The organism is Stenotrophomonas sp. YJH_SMC_21 (assembly GCF_059369555.1).
In genome coordinates this window covers 12,638-28,344 of the sequence record NZ_JCAFSU010000027.1, presented here as the reverse complement: position 1 = coordinate 28,344, position 15,707 = coordinate 12,638, and the positions used below count along the sequence as shown (strand labels likewise).

Genomic DNA, 15,707 nt, shown 5'->3' with positions numbered 1-15,707 from the left:
GCAGTTCTACTTCCGCACCACCGACATCACCGGCGCAGCTGCTCTGCCGGAAGGCGTCGAAATGGTGATGCCGGGTGACAACGTCAAGATGGTCGTCACCCTGATCAACCCGGTGGCAATGGACGAAGGCCTGCGCTTCGCTATCCGCGAAGGCGGCCGTACCGTCGGCGCCGGCGTGGTCTCGAAGATCATCGAGTAATCTGGTAGTATCTGCGCCCCGATGTTGCCTGGGTAGGGCATCGGGGCGTATCAAATGGGAAAGCAGGCACAGGATGTGCCTTGTGTTCCCCGGACCAGGAAGGGTCAATGCCATTCAGGCGGCGTCAACAGGCGACTGTTGACAGCTGCCTTGCGTGCCATTATGCTTCTACGTCTGGGCAGGCCGGGAAACTGGTCTGCCTACGTTTTTGAGGTCTATGGATTGACCTTGGCGGCCTGCAGGAGTGCGGGCCGTCCGTATTCAGGAATTTCATGGGGCAAAGCAACCCAGAGGCTTTGTCTGTCGCTCTTTTAACGAAGGAACCTACCGCCATGGCGGACCAAAAGATCCGGATCCGGCTGAAAGCGTTCGATCATCGTCTGATCGACCGTTCGGCCAGCGAGATCGTTGAAACGGCAAAGCGGACCGGCGCGCAAGTGCGTGGCCCGATCCCGCTGCCGACCAAGATCGAGCGTTACACCGTTCTCGTTTCCCCGCACGTCGACAAGGACGCGCGTGACCAGTACGAGACCCGCACGCACAAGCGCGTGCTCGATATCGTTGACCCGAATGACAAGACCGTGGACGCGCTGATGAAGCTCGAACTGGCTGCCGGCGTCGACGTTCAGATCAAGCTGACCTGAGGACTACGACCATGACGAAGAAGTATTCGTTGGGCTTCGTGGGCCGCAAGGCTGGCATGAGCCGCGTGTTCACTGAAGATGGCCGCTCCATCCCGGTGACCCTGATCGAAGCAACCCCGAACCGCATCGCGCAGATCAAGACCGTCGAAACCGACGGCTACAGCGCCGTGCAGGTGACCGTCGGCGCGCGTCGCGCTGCCCTGGTCAACAAGCCGGAAGCCGGCCACTTCGCCAAGGCGAAGGTGGAAGCGGGTCGTGGCCTGTGGGAATTCCGCGTTGAAGACGCGCAGCTCGGCGATTTCGCCGTTGGCGGCGAAGTCAAGGCGGACATCTTCGAAGTCGGCCAGATCGTCGACGTCCAGGGTGTCACCAAGGGTAAGGGCTTCCAGGGCACCATCAAGCGCCACAACTTCCGTATGGGCGATGCAACCCACGGTAACTCGCTGTCGCATCGCGCGCCGGGTTCGCTGGGTCAGCGCCAGACCCCGGGTCGCGTTTTCCCGGGCAAGAAGATGTCGGGCCACATGGGTGCGGTGCAGCAGAGCACCCAGAACCTGGAAGTGGTCAAGGTCGACGTCGAGCGCGGTCTGATCGCCGTTCGCGGCGCCGTTCCGGGCGCGGCGGGTGGCGACGTGATCGTCCGTCCGGCGAGCAAGGCATAAGGAGAGATGACGATGGAACTCGTTATCACGGGTAGCAACAACAAGGTCTCGGTCTCCGACGCCGTGTTCGGTCGCGATTTCAGCGAAGATCTGGTCCACCAGGTCGTCGTTGCCTACCGCAACGCCGGTCGCGCCGGCACCAAGGCACAGAAGACTCGCTCCGAAGTGGCTGGTACCACCAAGAAGTCGAAGAAGCAGAAGGGCGGCGGCGCGCGTCATGGCGCACTGACGGCTCCGATCTTCGTCGGCGGCGGTGTCACCTTCGCGGCCAAGCCGCGCAGCTTCGAGCAGAAGGTCAATCGTAAGCAGTACCGTGCCGCCATGTGCGCGATCCTGTCCGAGCTGAACCGTCAGGGCCGTCTGACCATCGTGGAGTCCTTCGACGTCGAAGTGACCAACACGAAGGGTCTGATCGCCAAGCTGGCCGGCCTGGAAGTGGGCAAGCGCCCGCTGATCGTCACCGAAGAAGCGTCCGAGCACCTGTACCTGTCCGCCCGCAATCTGCCGTACGTGCAGGTGCGTGACGTCCAGGGTCTGGATCCGGTCTCGCTGGTGGGTGCCGACACGGTCGTCATCACCGCTGACGCGGTCAAGAAGGTCGAGGAGTGGCTGGCATGAACAGCAACGAAAAAATCTTCAGCGTGCTGCGTGCCCCGCGTGTCTCCGAAAAGACCGCGCGCCTGCAGGAACTCTCCAACCAGTATGTCTTCGAAGTTTCGAACGAAGCCACCAAGGCCGATGTAAAGGCCGCGGTTGAGCAGCTGTTCGACGTCAAGGTCGAAGCCGTCAACGTGGTCAACGTCAAGGGCAAGAACAAGTCCTTCCGTAACCGTGCTGGCCGCCGCGGCGATTGGCGCAAGGCGTACGTTCGCCTGGCCGATGGCCAGTCGATCGATGTAACGGCCAAGGCCTGAGGTACATCCCATGCCATTGATGAAATTCAAGCCCACTTCCCCCGGCCGCCGTTCGGCCGTGCGCGTGGTCACTCCCGACCTGCACAAGGGTGCTCCGCACGCTGCGCTGGTCGAGTCGCAGAGCCGCTCGGGTGGTCGTAACCACCATGGCCGCATCACCGTGCGTCACGTCGGTGGTGGTGCCAAGCAGCACTACCGCATCATCGACTTCAAGCGCAACAAGCTGGGCATCCCGGCGCGCGTGGAACGCATCGAATACGATCCGAACCGCACCGCGCACATCGCTCTGCTGTGCTACGTCGACGGTGAGCGTCGCTACATCATCGCCCCGAAGGGCCTGAAGGCCGGTGATCAGGTGATCGCTGGTTCGGATGCCCCGATCAAGGCTGGCAACACCCTGCCGCTGCGCAACATCCCGGTCGGCACCACCATCCACTGCATCGAACTGAAGCCGGGCAAGGGCGCTCAGATCGCTCGCGCCGCTGGTGCGGCCGTGCAGCTGGTGGCTCGCGAAGGCATCTACGCCACCCTGCGCCTGCGCTCGGGTGAAATGCGTAAGGTTCCGGTCGAGTGCTGCGCCACCATCGGCGAAGTCGGCAACGACGAGCACAGCCTGGAAAAGCTGGGCAAGGCCGGTGCCAAGCGTTGGCGCGGCGTCCGCCCGACCGTTCGTGGTGCTGCCATGAACCCGGTTGACCACCCGCACGGTGGTGGTGAGGCGAAGGCCGGCCAGGGTAACCCGCATCCGGTCACCCCGTGGGGTGTCCCGACCAAGGGTTACAAGACGCGCCATAACAAGCGCACTCAGCAGTTCATCGTCCGCGATCGTAGGGGCTAATCGACCATGGCACGTTCACTCAAGAAGGGCCCGTTCGTCGATCACCACCTCGTCAAGAAGGTGGAGGCCGCTGCGGGCAGCAAGAAGCCGATCAAGACCTGGTCGCGCCGTTCGATGATCCTGCCTGACATGGTAGGCGTCACCATTGCCGTGCATAACGGCAAGAACCACATCCCGGTTCTCGTCAACGAGAACATGGTCGGCCACAAGCTCGGCGAATTTGCCATCACCCGGACCTTCAAGGGTCACGGTGGTGACAAGAAGTCGGGCAAGTAAGGAGAGATGACAATGGAAGCGAAAGCCATCCTGCGCACTGCGCGCATCTCCCCGCAGAAGGCTCGTCTGGTCGCTGACCAGGTGCGCGGTCTGCCGGCCGAGCGTGCGGTCAACCTGCTGAAGTTCTCGGACAAGAAGGCTGCCCACCTGATCAAGAAGGTGGTGGAGTCGGCTATTGCCAACGCCGAGAACAACCAGGGCGCCGACGTCGACGAGCTGAAGGTTCAGACCATCATGGTTGATGAAGGTCCGACCCTGAAGCGTTTCATGGCGCGGGCGAAAGGCCGCGGTACCCGCATCCTCAAGCGCACCAGCCACATCACTGTGGTTGTGGGCGCCGCCAAGTAAGCGGATAAGGAAAAGACCATGGGTCATAAAGTTCATCCGATTGGTATCCGCCTCGGCATTTCCAAGGACTGGAACTCCAAGTGGTACGCCAACAAGGCCGAGTTCGCTGGTTACCTGGCAGCCGACCTGAAAGTGCGCGAAATGCTGCGCAAGAAGCTGGCTCAGGCCGGCATCAGCAAGATCCTGATCGAGCGTCCGGCCAAGACCGCTCGCGTGACGATCCACACCGCCCGTCCGGGCGTGGTGATCGGCAAGCGCGGTGAGGACATCGAGAAGCTGCGCAAGGAAGTGAGCGAGATGATGGGCGTCCCGGCGCACATCAACGTCACCGAAGTGCGCAAGCCGGAACTGGACGCGCAGCTCGTTGCCGAGTCGATCGCCCAGCAGCTGGAGCGTCGCATCATGTTCCGCCGCGCAATGAAGCGCTCGGTCGGCAACGCGATGCGCCTGGGTGCCCTGGGCATCAAGGTCAACGTGGGTGGCCGCCTCAACGGTGCAGAAATCGCCCGTTCGGAGTGGTACCGCGAAGGCCGCGTGCCGCTGCACACCCTGCGTGCCGACATCGACTATGGCTTCGCTGAAGCCAAGACGACCTACGGCATCATCGGCATCAAGGTCTGGATCTACAAGGGCGAGGTCTTCGATTTCTCCCAGGTTGGCCAGGAAAAGCAGGACGACACCCCGTCGCGCAACGATCGTCATGATCGCGGCGACCGTGGTGACCGTCAGCGCCCGGCCCGTGAAGCGAGGTAACGACAATGTTGCAACCCAAGCGAACCAAGTACCGCAAGGTACACAAGGGCCGTAACGATGGCCTGAGCTGGAGCGCCAACGCTGTCAGCTTCGGCGAATACGGCCTGAAGGCAACCGCACACGGTCAGCTGACCGCGCGTCAGATCGAAGCGGCCCGCCGCTCGATCAGCCGCTACGTCAAGCGCGGCGGCAAGATGTGGATCCGCGTGTTCCCCGACAAGCCCATCACCAAGAAGCCCATCGAAGTCCGAATGGGTTCTGGTAAGGGTAACGTGGAATACTGGGTGGCCCAGATCCAGCCCGGCCGCATGATCTATGAAATCGAGGGTGTTTCCGAGGAAGTGGCTCGCGAGGCGTTCCGCCTGGCCGCCGCCAAGCTCTCGGTCACCACCACTTTCGTGACCCGTACGGTGCGCTGATGGATATCAAAACTCTCCGTGAAAAGTCGGCTGACGAACTCAAGGCCCACCTGATCGACCTGCGTAAGGAACAGTTCTCTGTCCGTATGCAGCAGGTCACCGGCCAGCTGCCGAAGACCCACGACATTCGCCGGGTCCGTCGCGAGATTGCTCGCGTCAAGACCCTGCTCGGCAGCACGAAGTAAGGATGGCCGCTATGAGCGACAATACTGAAAAGAAGACGCTGCGCACGGTCGAAGGCCGTGTCGTCAGCAACAAGATGGACAAGACGGTTACCGTCCTGGTTGAGCGTCAGGTCAAGCACGCGCTGTACGGCAAGTACATCAAGCGCTCGACGAAGCTGCACGCCCACGATGCCGACAACGCCTGCAAGGAAGGCGATGTCGTCCGCGTGACCGAGATTGCTCCGATGTCCAAGACCAAGAACTGGCGCGTGGTGGAAGTCATCACGCGCGCGGCTGAATAAGGAGCTGAATCATGATCCAGATGCAGAGCTACCTTGACGTCGCGGACAATTCGGGTGCCAAGCAGGTGATGTGCTTCAAGGTGCTGGGTGGTTCCAAGCGCCGTTACGCCGGCATCGGCGACATCATCAAGGTCACCGTGAAGGATGCGATTCCGCGCGGCAAGGTCAAGAAGGGTGAAGTGTATGACGCCGTCGTGGTGCGTACCCGCAAGGGTGTGCGTCGCGCCGACGGCTCGCTGATCCGCTTCGACGGCAACGCTGCCGTTCTGCTGAACAGCAAGCAGGAGCCGATCGGTACCCGTATCTTCGGGCCGGTGACCCGTGAACTTCGTTCGGAGAAGTTCATGAAGATCGTCTCGCTCGCTCCCGAAGTGCTGTGAGCGACAGGAGATAATCATGGCTAACCGTATCAAGAAGGGCGACCAGGTTGTCGTCAACGCTGGCAAGGACAAGGGCAAGCAGGGCGAAGTCGTCCGCGTCGACGGCGACCGTGTGGTCGTCGCCAACGTGAACATCGTCAAGCGCCACACCAAGCCGAACCCGCAGGCAGGTGTTGCCGGCGGCGTGGTCGAGCGCGAAGCTTCGATCCATATCTCCAACGTGAATGTTCTGAACCCGGCTTCGGGCAAGGGCGAACGCGTTGGCTTCAAGGTGCTGGAGGATGGACGCAAACTGCGTGTGTTCCGCTCCAGCGGTGAGGCGCTCGACGCCTGAGGAATGAGAAGATGAGTTCCCGTCTCGAAAAGTTCTACAAGGACGAAGTGGTGCCGGCGCTGATGAAGCAGTTCGGCTACACCAATCCGATGGAAGTGCCGAAGCTGGTCAAGGTCACCCTGAACATGGGTGTCGGCGAAGCGGCCACCAACAAGAAGATCCTGGAAAACGCCGTCGGCGACATGACCAAGATTTCCGGCCAGAAGCCGGTTGTCACCAAGTCGCGTGTGTCGGTTGCGTCGTTCAAGATCCGCGATGGTTGGCCGATCGGCTGCAAGACCACGCTGCGTCGCCACAAGATGTACGAGTTCCTGGATCGCCTGATCAACATCTCGCTGCCGCGCGTGCGCGACTTCCGTGGTGTTTCCGGTCGTTCCTTCGACGGCCGCGGCAACTTCAACATGGGTGTGAAGGAGCAGATCATCTTCCCGGAAATCGACTTCGACGCCGTCGACGCGATCCGCGGTATGGATATCGCCATCACCACCACTGCGAAGACCGACGCGGAAGCGAAGGCGCTGCTGGCAGCGTTCAAGTTCCCGTTCCGTAACTGATCTGTCGAGGAAACCGAAATGGCAAAGACCTCCATGGTCAACCGCGACATCAAGCGGGAAAAGCTGGCAAAGAAGTACGCTGAAAAGCGTGCAGCTCTGAAGAAGATCGTGTCCTCCGTGGACGCGACCTACGAAGAGAAGATCGACGCCGCAACCAAGCTGGCCAAGCTGCCGCGCGATTCGTCGCCGAGCCGCCAGCGCAACCGTTGCGAGCTGTCGGGTCGTCCGCGTGGCGTCTACAGCAAGTTCGGCCTGGGCCGTAACAAGCTGCGTGAAGCCACCATGCGTGGCGACGTCCCGGGTCTGCGCAAGGCCAGCTGGTGATCCCAGCCGGCCCTGCGATCAGGAGCCCCTTCGGGGGTTCCTGAACCGGGCAGGGGAGGCATTCAGCTTTCCCGACGCAAAAAAACCGAAGAGCCCGGCGCAAGCCGGGCTCTTTTGGCGTATACTCCCGCGTCTTGCCCTGTGCAGACGGGGTTGTAGGAGTGGGCTTCCGGCCCACTGCAACAAGGGACCTGGCCCGTTTCCAGGAGACAACAGATTTTCGCGAAAGCGGATATCGGTGCACTCAAAGGTACTCATATGAGCATGACTGATCCCATCGCCGACCTGCTGGTCCGCATCAAGAATGCGGCCGCGGTTGGCAAGCAGACGGTGAAAGCCCCGTCGTCCAAGATCAAGGTTGCGATTGCCCAGGTCCTGAAGGACGAGGGTTACATCACCGACCTGCGCGTGACCCAGCTGGAAAACAACAAGTCCGAGCTGGAAATCGTGCTGAAGTATTTCGAAGGCAAGCCGGTCATCGCGACCCTGAAGCGCTTCTCGCGTTCGGGCCTGCGCCAGTACCGCGGCAAGAGCGAGCTGCCGAAGGTCATGAACGGCCTGGGTATCTCCATCATTTCCACCTCCAAGGGCATCATGACTGATGCGCAGGCGCGCCAGCTGGGCGTCGGCGGCGAAGTCCTGTGCTTCGTGGCCTAAGGCGAAAGGAGTAGAACTATGTCCCGCGTAGCCAAGAAGCCGATCGACCTGGGTAAGGTTGAACTGAACGTCCAGTCGGACAGCGTCACCGCCAAGGGCCCGAAGGGCACCCTGTCGCTGGCCAAGCCGGCCGGTATTGCCATCAACGTCGACAACGGCGTTGCCACCCTGAGCACCGAGAACGCTGACCTGGTCGCACTGACCGGTACCGTGCGTGCGATCCTGTCCAACATGGTCAAGGGCGTGTCCGAAGGCTTCGAGCGCAAGCTGGAGCTGGTCGGCGTGGGTTACCGCGCTGCCATGCAGGGCAAGGACCTGAGCCTGTCGCTGGGCTTCTCGCATCCGGTCGTGTTCGTGGCGCCGGAAGGCATCACCCTGTCGACCCCGACCCAGACCGAGATTCTGGTCCAGGGCGCTGACAAGCAGGTCGTCGGTGAAGTTGCCGCCAAGATCCGTGCGTTCCGCAAGCCGGAGCCGTACAAGGGCAAGGGCGTGAAGTACTCCGACGAAGTCATCATCCGTAAGGAAGCCAAGAAGGCATAAGCGCGAGTCCCTCGCAAGAGCCCGCACATCCCTGTGCGGACTTCTCAGGGAAAAGCTCTTCCTTCAGCTTTCAAGGAATAATCAAAATGAACAAGAACATCGCCCGCCTGCGTCGCGCCAAGTCGACCCGCGCCCACATCCGTGAGCTCGGCGTCGCCCGCCTGTCGGTGCTGCGCACCGGTCAGCACCTGTACGCCCAGGTCTTCACCGCCGACGGTTCCAAGGTGCTGGCTGCCGCCAACACCACCCAGACCGACGTCATGGAAGGCCTGAAGAACGGCAAGAACGCCGATGCCGCCGCCAAGGTTGGCCGCATCGTCGCCGAGCGCGCCAAGGCCGCCGGCGTCGAGAAGGTTGCCTTCGATCGTTCGGGCTACCGCTACCACGGCCGCATCAAGGCCCTGGCAGAAGCGGCCCGCGAAGCCGGCCTGCAGTTCTAAGGGACAAGGGCAGGGGGCCATTGGCCTCCTGCCTGCCTGCTCGCCAGCCTGAGTGAGGCTGGACGGCGCCGCTCTTCTGCAGCGGCCCACCGGAACGCCGCGTCACGCCACAACCATAAGCGGCTTCGAGCCGTACATACCCAAACAACCAAGGAATCAACATGGCAGAAGAGCGTCAGCAGCGGGGTCGCGATCGCGACCGTAACCGCGAAGAGAAGATCGACGACGGCATGATCGAAAAGCTGGTCGCGGTCAACCGCGTCAGCAAGACCGTCAAGGGTGGCCGCCAGTTCACCTTCACCGCCCTGACCGTTGTCGGCGACGGCGAAGGCAAGGTCGGTTTCGGTTATGGCAAGGCCCGCGAAGTGCCGGTCGCCATCCAGAAGTCGATGGAACAGGCCCGCAAGAACCTGGTCAGCGTTGACCTGAACAACGGCACCCTGTGGCACACCATCAAGGATGGTCACGGCGCAGCCCGCGTGTTCATGCAGCCGGCTTCGGAAGGTACCGGCGTCATCGCCGGCGGTGCCATGCGCGCCGTGCTGGAAGCGGTTGGCGTGAAGAACGTGCTGGCCAAGGCCACCGGTTCGCGCAACCCGATCAACCTGGTGCGTGCCACCGTGAAGGGCCTGTCTGCTGCGCAGTCGCCGGCCCGCATCGCGGCCAAGCGCGGCAAGAAGGTGGAGGAACTCAACCATGGCTAATGAGTCCAACAAGACTGTCAAGGTCCGCCTGGTGCGTGGCCTGCGTGGCACCCAGTCGCGTCACCGCCTGTCGGTGCGTGCCCTGGGCCTGAACAAGCTCAACGATGTGCGTGAACTGAAGGACAGCCCGCAGGTGCGCGGCCTGATCAACAAGGTTCAGTACCTCGTCCAGGTTGAGGAGTAATCGACCATGACTCTGCGTCTCAATGAACTGAGCCCGGCACCGGGCGCCCGCACCGAGCGTACCCGCGTCGGTCGCGGTATCGGCTCGGGCCTGGGCAAGACTGCCGGCCGCGGCCACAAGGGTTCGTTCGCCCGCAAGGGTGGCGGCAAGATCAAGGCTGGCTTCGAAGGCGGCCAGACCCCCATGCAGCGTCGTCTGCCGAAGATCGGCTTCCGTTCGCCGATCGCCAAGGACACCGCTGAAGTGCTGCTGTACGCGCTGGACAAGCTGCCGGCCGGTGAGATCGACTTCGCCGCCCTGCGTGCTGCCAAGCTGGTCCCGAGCACTGCCAAGAAGGCCAAGGTCGTCGTCAAGGGCGAAGTGACCAAGGCGTTCACCCTGAAGGGTATTGCTGCCACGGCGGGTGCCAAGGCCGCGATCGAAGCTGCCGGCGGCAGCGTAACGGAGTAAGAAAATCATGGCGCAAGCTGGCATCGGTAACCTCGCGGGCGGAATGGGCAAGTTCACTGAACTTCGCCAACGTTTGCTGTTCGTCGTCGGGGCTTTGATCGTCTATCGCATCGGCTGCTACGTGCCGGTGCCGGGCGTCAATCCCGATGCCATGCTTGCCATGATGCAACAGCAGGGCGGCGGCATCGTGGACATGTTCAACATGTTCTCGGGCGGCGCCCTGCACCGTTTCAGCATCTTCGCGCTGAACGTGATGCCGTACATCTCGGCATCGATCGTGATGCAGCTGGCCGTGCACATCTTCCCCGCCCTGAAGGCGATGCAGAAGGAAGGTGAGTCCGGCCGCCGCAAGATCACCCAGTATTCGCGCATCGGCGCCGTGCTGCTGGCAGTGGTGCAGGGCGGCTCGATCGCGCTGGCCCTGCAGGGCCAGGTCTCGCCGTCGGGCGCTCCGGTCGTGTACGCGCCGGGCATGGGCTTCGTGCTCACCGCCGTGGTCGCGCTGACCGCCGGCACCATGTTCCTGATGTGGGTCGGTGAGCAGGTCACCGAGCGCGGCATCGGCAACGGCGTGTCGCTGATCATCTTCGCCGGTATCGTCGCAGGCCTGCCGGGTGCGATCATCCACACCTTCGACGCCTACCGCGACGGCAACATCCAGTTCATCCAGCTGCTGCTGATCGCCATCGTCGTGCTCGCCTTCACCTTCTTCGTGGTGTTCGTCGAGCGTGGCCAGCGCCGGATCACGGTCAACTACGCGCGCCGCCAGGGCGGTCGCAACGCGTACATGAACCAGACCTCGTTCCTGCCGCTGAAGCTCAACATGGCCGGCGTCATCCCGGCGATCTTCGCCTCGAGCCTGCTGGCCTTCCCGGCCACCCTGGCCATGTGGTCCGGCCAGGCTGCCAACCAGAGCAGCTTCGGCCAGGTCCTGCAGAAGGTCGCCAATGCCCTCGGCCCGGGCGAGCCGCTGCACATGATCGTGTTCGCTGCGCTGATCACCGGTTTCGCGTTCTTCTATACCGCGCTGGTGTTCAACTCGCAGGAAACCGCCGACAACCTGAAGAAATCGGGCGCGCTGATTCCGGGCATCCGTCCGGGCAAGGCCACCGCCGATTACATCGACGGCGTGCTGACCCGCCTGACCGCAGCCGGCTCGGCCTACCTGGTGATCGTCTGCCTGCTGCCGGAACTGATGCGCACGCAGCTGAACGCCTCGTTCTACTTCGGTGGTACTTCGCTGCTGATCGTGGTGGTGGTGGTGATGGACTTCATCGCCCAGGTGCAGGCGCACCTGATGTCCCACCAGTACGAGAGCCTGCTGAAGAAGGCCAACCTGAAGGGCGGCAACCGCGGCGGTTTTGCCCGCGGCTGATTGGCCTGTTATACTTTCGTCTTCCTGACGTGATGGTCCCTCCGCTTCGCGGACTCCGGCCACACAAACGAAGGGCGGCCCCCGCAGCGGTTCCGGGTGGGGGTGTGATGAGGTGGTCCCGCGCTGGAGTAGCGCGGGCGGCCCCGGGGGAAACCCCAGGTCCAACCCCATCCGGCGCCGGAGCCTGGGCACACTCCCCAGGCCGGGTTCATGAAACCAATGGTTTCACGGGCTTCCATGTAAACCGGAACCTTGTTAGTATCGCTAGTTCACTTTTTTGATCCATCCTGCCGGATTGGCGTGCCCGAGGCGCGCTGTCGGCCATCACTCAGCTGGAGAACCGCGTCATGGCGCGTATTGCAGGCGTCAACCTGCCAGCCCAGAAGCATGTCTGGGTCGGGTTGCAAAGCATTTACGGCATCGGCCGTACCCGTTCGAAGAAGGTCTGCGAAGTCGCAGGCGTTGCTTCGACCACCAAGATCCGCGATCTGTCGGAGCCGGAAATCGAGCGCCTGCGCGCCGAAGTCGGCAAGTACATCGTGGAAGGCGATCTGCGCCGTGAGATCGGCATCGCGATCAAGCGCCTGATGGACCTGGGCTGCTACCGCGGCCTGCGTCACCGTCGTGGCCTCCCGCTGCGTGGCCAGCGCACCCGTACCAACGCCCGCACCCGCAAGGGTCCGCGCAAGGCGATCAAGAAGTAAGGGACTGAGAAATGGCTAAGCCCGCTGCTAAGACCAAGAAGAAGATCAAGCGCGTCGTCACCGACGGCGTTGCCCACGTCCACGCTTCGTTCAACAACACCATCGTCACCATCACCGACCGCCAGGGCAACGCTCTGTCGTGGGCGACCTCCGGTGGCGCTGGTTTCCGCGGTTCGCGCAAGTCGACCCCGTTCGCTGCCCAGGTGGCCGCTGAAAAGGCCGGTCGTGCTGCGCTGGACTACGGCGTGAAGTCGCTGGAAGTCCGCATCAAGGGCCCGGGTCCGGGCCGTGAGTCGGCCGTGCGTTCGTTGAACAACGTCGGCTACAAGATCACCAACATCATCGACGTGACGCCTATCCCGCACAACGGGTGCCGTCCGCCGAAGAAGCGTCGCGTCTAAAGGGAGCGATAAGAAATGGCTCGTTATATCGGTCCTACCTGTAAGCTCGCCCGTCGCGAAGGCGCCGACCTGTCCCTGAAGAGCCCGGCGCGTGCGCTGGACTCGAAGTGCAAGCTGGAGCAGAAGCCCGGCCAGCACGGCGCCACTGCCCGCAAGGGCAAGCTGTCCGACTACGCCACCCAGCTGCGTGAAAAGCAGAAGGTCAAGCGTATCTACGGCCTGCTGGAGCGTCAGTTCCGCAACTACTACAAGAAGGCCTCGACCAAGAAGGGCAACACCGGCGAGAACCTGCTGCAGCTGCTGGAAACCCGCCTGGACAACGTCGTCTACCGCATGGGCTTCGCTGTGACCCGTCCGGCTGCCCGTCAGCTGGTGTCGCACCGCGGCGTCACCGTGAATGGCAAGTCGGTCAACCTGGCTTCGTACCAGGTCAAGGCTGGCGACGCCATCGCTCTGTCTGAAAAGGCTGCCAAGCAGCTGCGCGTCCAGGAAGCCCTGACCGTCGCCGCCCAGCATGACCTGAGCCCGTCGTGGGTTGAAGTGGATTCCGGCAAGTTCACCGGCATCTTCAAGGCTGTTCCGGATCGTTCGGATCTGCCTGCGGACATCAACGAAGCGCTGATCGTCGAGCTGTATTCGAAGTAATTCACATTGGAGAGCCCCCGGCGACGGCCGGGGGTTCACTAGGAGAACCCGCAACATGACGGTTACCGCCAACCAGGTTCTGCGTCCTCGCGGTCCGCAGATCGAACGCCTTACCGACACTCGTGCAAAGGTCGTTATCGAACCTTTGGAGCGGGGTTACGGGCATACGCTGGGTAATGCCCTGCGTCGCGTGCTGCTGTCGTCCATCCCGGGCTTCGCCATCACGGAAGTCGAAATCGACGGCGTGTTGCATGAGTACACCACGGTCGAAGGTCTGCAGGAGGACGTGCTCGAAGTCCTGCTGAACCTCAAGGACGTGGCCATCCGTATGCACTCCGGCGACAGCGCCACCCTGTCCCTGTCCAAGCAGGGCCCGGGCGTTGTCACCGCTGCCGACATCAAGGTCGACCACAATGTGGAGATCCTGAACGGCGACCATGTGATCTGCCACCTGACCAAGGACACGGCAATCAACATGCGTCTGAAGATCGAACGTGGTTTCGGCTACCAGCCGGCTGCCGCGCGTCGTCGTCCGGACGAAGAAACCCGTGCCATCGGCCGCCTGGTCCTGGATGCCTCGTTCTCGCCGGTCCGCCGCGTCGCCTATGCCGTGGAAGCGGCCCGCGTCGAACAGCGTACCGACCTGGACAAGCTGGTCATCGATATCGAGACCAACGGCACCATCGACGCCGAGGAAGCCGTGCGCACCGCCGCCGACATCCTCAGCGACCAGCTGTCGGTGTTCGGTGACTTCACCCACCGCGACCGCGGTGCGGCCAAGCCGGCCAACAACGGCGTGGATCCGGTGCTGCTGCGCCCGATCGACGATCTGGAGCTGACCGTGCGTTCGGCCAACTGCCTGAAGGCTGAAAGCATCTACTACATCGGCGATCTGATCCAGAAGACCGAAGTGGAGCTGCTGAAGACCCCGAACCTGGGCAAGAAGTCGCTCACCGAGATCAAGGAAGTGCTGGCTCAGCGCGGCCTGTCGCTCGGCATGAAGCTGGAGAACTGGCCGCCGGCCGGTGTCGCCAGCCACGGCATGCTGGGCTGAGATCGGTAATGCCTGAAGGCTCCACCGTTCGCGGTGGGGCCTTCAACGCAACACACCATGCCATGACGAACCGCAGGTTCGCGCGGCAGGTCGTCCAGGACGGGCGGCCAGGACCATCCGCAGTCCGCGCAGCAACGCCAGGATGGCGACAACGATCCACACAGCCACATCATTAACCAAGGAATATCACCATGCGTCACCAGAAGTCTGGCCGTAAGTTCAGCCGCACCAGCGCCCACCGCGAAGCGATGTTCAAGAACATGGCCGCCTCGCTGTTCAAGCACGAGCTGATCAAGACCACCCTGCCGAAGGCCAAGGAACTGCGCCGCGTTGCCGAGCCGCTGATCACCCTGGCCAAGGTCGACTCCGTCGCCAACCGCCGTCTGGCCTTCGCCCGCCTGCGCGACAACGAAGCCGTGGGCAACCTGTTCACCATCCTGGGCCCGCGCTACGCGAACCGTCCGGGCGGCTACCTGCGCCTGCTGAAGTGCGGCTTCCGCGCCGGCGACAACGCGCCGATGGCCTACGTCGAGCTGGTTGACCGTCCGGTCGTGGCCGAGGAAGTGGCCGAGTAATCGGACCGCTCCAACGCGACACAGCGAAAGCCCGGCCTCCGCCGGGCTTTTGCGTTTCCAGGGCTCGGATCCCTTTCCGCAGGAAAGGGCCCTGACCCCGGGCAGGCAGCACCGCAGGCCAGAGCCCTTTGCATTCGCACTGGGATCTGACCCGCACCGTTCCGACAGGCGTCACCTGTGGCGGTTCGAATGGCACGCACTCTCGGTTACGCTTGGCGCCTGATCCATTTGAGCGTTGACGATGAATCCACTGCGCTGGCCCTTCCGCGCCCAGTTCTTGCTGGGCTTCCTGATCTGCGCGGGCCTGCTTGGCTACGCGATCTTCCTGCAGTTGAAGATGGGCCTGGAGCCGTGTCCGCTGTGCATCTTCCAGCGCCTGGCCTTTGCCGCGCTCGGCCTGCTGTTCCTGATCGGTGCGCTGCACGGGCCCTCCAACCGCCCGGGACGCGCGACCTATGGCGTGCTGGCGTTCATTGCCGCCGCAGTGGGGGCCGGCATCGCCGCGCGCCACGTCTACGTGCAGATGCTGCCCCCGGAAATGGGTTCCACCTGTGGCCCGCCGCTGGCGTTCCTGAGCGAGACCATGGGGCCGCTGGAAGTATTCCGCACGGTACTGACCGGTACCGGCAACTGCGGCAACATCGACTGGACCTTCCTGGGCCTGACCATGCCGATGTGGTCGGGCGCGTGGTTCGTGCTGCTGGCGTTGTGGGCGCTGGTGGTGTCGCTGGGCAAGGTCAAGCGCTGAAAGCGAAACGGGGTCGCGTCCCTTGGCATCGCAAAGGGCTCTGACCCCAATCGTTGACGCAGGGTAGTGCCGGCCGCTGGCCGGCACACCGTGAGGATGCCGGCCAGCGGCCGGCG

29 protein-coding genes are annotated in these 15,707 nt (G+C 62.9%); all 29 read left to right on the top strand.

Translation table 11 applies throughout. The features are described from left to right. On the top strand, nucleotides 1-199 hold a 199-nt coding region (locus AC5P67_RS20245), incomplete at its 5' end, for an EF-Tu C-terminal domain-related protein (RefSeq protein ID WP_495213722.1). A gap of 332 nt (nucleotides 200-531) precedes the next feature. Beyond that, on the top strand, nucleotides 532-843 hold the full coding sequence (rpsJ, locus tag AC5P67_RS20240; RefSeq protein WP_005408208.1) for a 30S ribosomal protein S10: 312 nt from the start codon (nucleotides 532-534) through the stop codon (nucleotides 841-843). 11 nt (nucleotides 844-854) lie between these two features. Then, complete coding sequence (gene rplC, locus AC5P67_RS20235; RefSeq protein WP_004145336.1) at nucleotides 855-1,505, top strand: 50S ribosomal protein L3; 651 nt, start codon at nucleotides 855-857, stop codon at nucleotides 1,503-1,505. Nucleotides 1,506-1,517: 12 nt separating this feature from the next. Continuing rightward, complete coding sequence (gene rplD, locus AC5P67_RS20230; protein ID WP_004145337.1) at nucleotides 1,518-2,123, top strand: 50S ribosomal protein L4; 606 nt, start codon at nucleotides 1,518-1,520, stop codon at nucleotides 2,121-2,123. Beyond that, nucleotides 2,120-2,419 (top strand): 50S ribosomal protein L23, encoded by a 300-nt coding sequence (gene rplW, locus AC5P67_RS20225; RefSeq protein WP_004145338.1) that lies wholly within the window; start codon nucleotides 2,120-2,122, stop codon nucleotides 2,417-2,419. The genes rplD and rplW overlap by 4 nt, the downstream gene beginning before the upstream one ends. 10 nt (nucleotides 2,420-2,429) lie before the next feature. Then, nucleotides 2,430-3,257, top strand: coding sequence for a 50S ribosomal protein L2 (gene rplB, locus AC5P67_RS20220; protein ID WP_004145339.1), 828 nt, complete (start codon nucleotides 2,430-2,432; stop codon nucleotides 3,255-3,257). A gap of 6 nt (nucleotides 3,258-3,263) precedes the next feature. Beyond that, nucleotides 3,264-3,533, top strand: coding sequence for a 30S ribosomal protein S19 (gene rpsS / locus AC5P67_RS20215; RefSeq protein WP_004154485.1), 270 nt, complete (start codon nucleotides 3,264-3,266; stop codon nucleotides 3,531-3,533). Nucleotides 3,534-3,545: 12 nt separating this feature from the next. Further along, complete coding sequence (gene rplV / locus AC5P67_RS20210) at nucleotides 3,546-3,881, top strand: 50S ribosomal protein L22 (protein ID WP_004145348.1); 336 nt, start codon at nucleotides 3,546-3,548, stop codon at nucleotides 3,879-3,881. Between the two features lie 18 nt (nucleotides 3,882-3,899). Next, nucleotides 3,900-4,634, top strand: a complete 735-nt coding sequence (gene rpsC / locus AC5P67_RS20205; RefSeq protein ID WP_004145350.1) for a 30S ribosomal protein S3 — start codon at nucleotides 3,900-3,902, stop codon at nucleotides 4,632-4,634. 5 nt (nucleotides 4,635-4,639) lie between these two features. Next, entirely contained in the window at nucleotides 4,640-5,053 is a 414-nt protein-coding gene (gene rplP / locus AC5P67_RS20200; protein WP_004154486.1) for a 50S ribosomal protein L16, read from the top strand. Then, nucleotides 5,053-5,238 (top strand): 50S ribosomal protein L29, encoded by a 186-nt coding sequence (gene rpmC, locus AC5P67_RS20195; RefSeq protein ID WP_004154487.1) that lies wholly within the window; start codon nucleotides 5,053-5,055, stop codon nucleotides 5,236-5,238. The genes rplP and rpmC overlap by 1 nt, the downstream gene beginning before the upstream one ends. Nucleotides 5,239-5,249: 11 nt before the next feature. Continuing rightward, entirely contained in the window at nucleotides 5,250-5,519 is a 270-nt protein-coding gene (gene rpsQ / locus AC5P67_RS20190; protein ID WP_004154489.1) for a 30S ribosomal protein S17, read from the top strand. Nucleotides 5,520-5,530: 11 nt separating this feature from the next. Beyond that, nucleotides 5,531-5,899 (top strand): 50S ribosomal protein L14, encoded by a 369-nt coding sequence (rplN, locus tag AC5P67_RS20185; RefSeq protein ID WP_004145357.1) that lies wholly within the window; start codon nucleotides 5,531-5,533, stop codon nucleotides 5,897-5,899. A gap of 16 nt (nucleotides 5,900-5,915) precedes the next feature. Continuing rightward, nucleotides 5,916-6,233, top strand: coding sequence for a 50S ribosomal protein L24 (gene rplX / locus AC5P67_RS20180; protein ID WP_004154490.1), 318 nt, complete (start codon nucleotides 5,916-5,918; stop codon nucleotides 6,231-6,233). A gap of 11 nt (nucleotides 6,234-6,244) precedes the next feature. Then, nucleotides 6,245-6,787: a 50S ribosomal protein L5 gene (gene rplE, locus AC5P67_RS20175; protein ID WP_004154491.1), complete on the top strand. Its 543-nt coding sequence runs from the start codon at nucleotides 6,245-6,247 to the stop codon at nucleotides 6,785-6,787. 18 nt (nucleotides 6,788-6,805) lie between these two features. Beyond that, nucleotides 6,806-7,111, top strand: coding sequence for a 30S ribosomal protein S14 (gene rpsN / locus AC5P67_RS20170; RefSeq protein WP_005408209.1), 306 nt, complete (start codon nucleotides 6,806-6,808; stop codon nucleotides 7,109-7,111). A 258-nt stretch (nucleotides 7,112-7,369) separates the two neighbouring features. Continuing rightward, entirely contained in the window at nucleotides 7,370-7,768 is a 399-nt protein-coding gene (gene rpsH, locus AC5P67_RS20165) for a 30S ribosomal protein S8 (RefSeq protein WP_005408210.1), read from the top strand. Nucleotides 7,769-7,786: 18 nt separating this feature from the next. After that, nucleotides 7,787-8,311 carry a 50S ribosomal protein L6 gene (gene rplF / locus AC5P67_RS20160; RefSeq protein WP_005408211.1) on the top strand — a complete coding sequence of 175 codons (525 nt, stop codon included), beginning with the start codon at nucleotides 7,787-7,789 and terminating at the stop codon, nucleotides 8,309-8,311. An 80-nt stretch (nucleotides 8,312-8,391) separates the two neighbouring features. Then, nucleotides 8,392-8,751: a 50S ribosomal protein L18 gene (gene rplR / locus AC5P67_RS20155; RefSeq protein ID WP_024957318.1), complete on the top strand. Its 360-nt coding sequence runs from the start codon at nucleotides 8,392-8,394 to the stop codon at nucleotides 8,749-8,751. 161 nt (nucleotides 8,752-8,912) lie between these two features. Next, complete coding sequence (rpsE, locus tag AC5P67_RS20150; protein WP_005408213.1) at nucleotides 8,913-9,455, top strand: 30S ribosomal protein S5; 543 nt, start codon at nucleotides 8,913-8,915, stop codon at nucleotides 9,453-9,455. Continuing rightward, complete coding sequence (rpmD, locus tag AC5P67_RS20145) at nucleotides 9,448-9,639, top strand: 50S ribosomal protein L30 (RefSeq protein ID WP_005408214.1); 192 nt, start codon at nucleotides 9,448-9,450, stop codon at nucleotides 9,637-9,639. The genes rpsE and rpmD overlap by 8 nt, the downstream gene beginning before the upstream one ends. 6 nt (nucleotides 9,640-9,645) lie before the next feature. Continuing rightward, nucleotides 9,646-10,089: a 50S ribosomal protein L15 gene (gene rplO, locus AC5P67_RS20140; RefSeq protein WP_004154498.1), complete on the top strand. Its 444-nt coding sequence runs from the start codon at nucleotides 9,646-9,648 to the stop codon at nucleotides 10,087-10,089. A 7-nt stretch (nucleotides 10,090-10,096) separates the two neighbouring features. Further along, nucleotides 10,097-11,464, top strand: coding sequence for a preprotein translocase subunit SecY (gene secY, locus AC5P67_RS20135; RefSeq protein WP_005408215.1), 1,368 nt, complete (start codon nucleotides 10,097-10,099; stop codon nucleotides 11,462-11,464). Nucleotides 11,465-11,811: 347 nt separating this feature from the next. Then, complete coding sequence (gene rpsM / locus AC5P67_RS20130) at nucleotides 11,812-12,168, top strand: 30S ribosomal protein S13 (RefSeq protein WP_004154500.1); 357 nt, start codon at nucleotides 11,812-11,814, stop codon at nucleotides 12,166-12,168. A gap of 11 nt (nucleotides 12,169-12,179) precedes the next feature. Continuing rightward, nucleotides 12,180-12,569, top strand: coding sequence for a 30S ribosomal protein S11 (rpsK, locus tag AC5P67_RS20125; protein ID WP_004145443.1), 390 nt, complete (start codon nucleotides 12,180-12,182; stop codon nucleotides 12,567-12,569). A 15-nt stretch (nucleotides 12,570-12,584) separates the two neighbouring features. Next, complete coding sequence (gene rpsD / locus AC5P67_RS20120) at nucleotides 12,585-13,214, top strand: 30S ribosomal protein S4 (protein WP_004145446.1); 630 nt, start codon at nucleotides 12,585-12,587, stop codon at nucleotides 13,212-13,214. A 55-nt stretch (nucleotides 13,215-13,269) separates the two neighbouring features. Continuing rightward, the gene (locus AC5P67_RS20115; RefSeq protein WP_005408216.1) at nucleotides 13,270-14,268 is read left to right on the top strand and encodes a DNA-directed RNA polymerase subunit alpha; all 999 of its coding nucleotides are present in this window, start codon (nucleotides 13,270-13,272) and stop codon (nucleotides 14,266-14,268) included. 191 nt (nucleotides 14,269-14,459) lie between these two features. Beyond that, nucleotides 14,460-14,843 (top strand): 50S ribosomal protein L17, encoded by a 384-nt coding sequence (rplQ, locus tag AC5P67_RS20110; RefSeq protein ID WP_005408217.1) that lies wholly within the window; start codon nucleotides 14,460-14,462, stop codon nucleotides 14,841-14,843. 241 nt (nucleotides 14,844-15,084) lie between these two features. Beyond that, nucleotides 15,085-15,591, top strand: coding sequence for a disulfide bond formation protein B (locus AC5P67_RS20105; protein WP_024957317.1), 507 nt, complete (start codon nucleotides 15,085-15,087; stop codon nucleotides 15,589-15,591). Nucleotides 15,592-15,707: the final 116 nt, after the last annotated feature.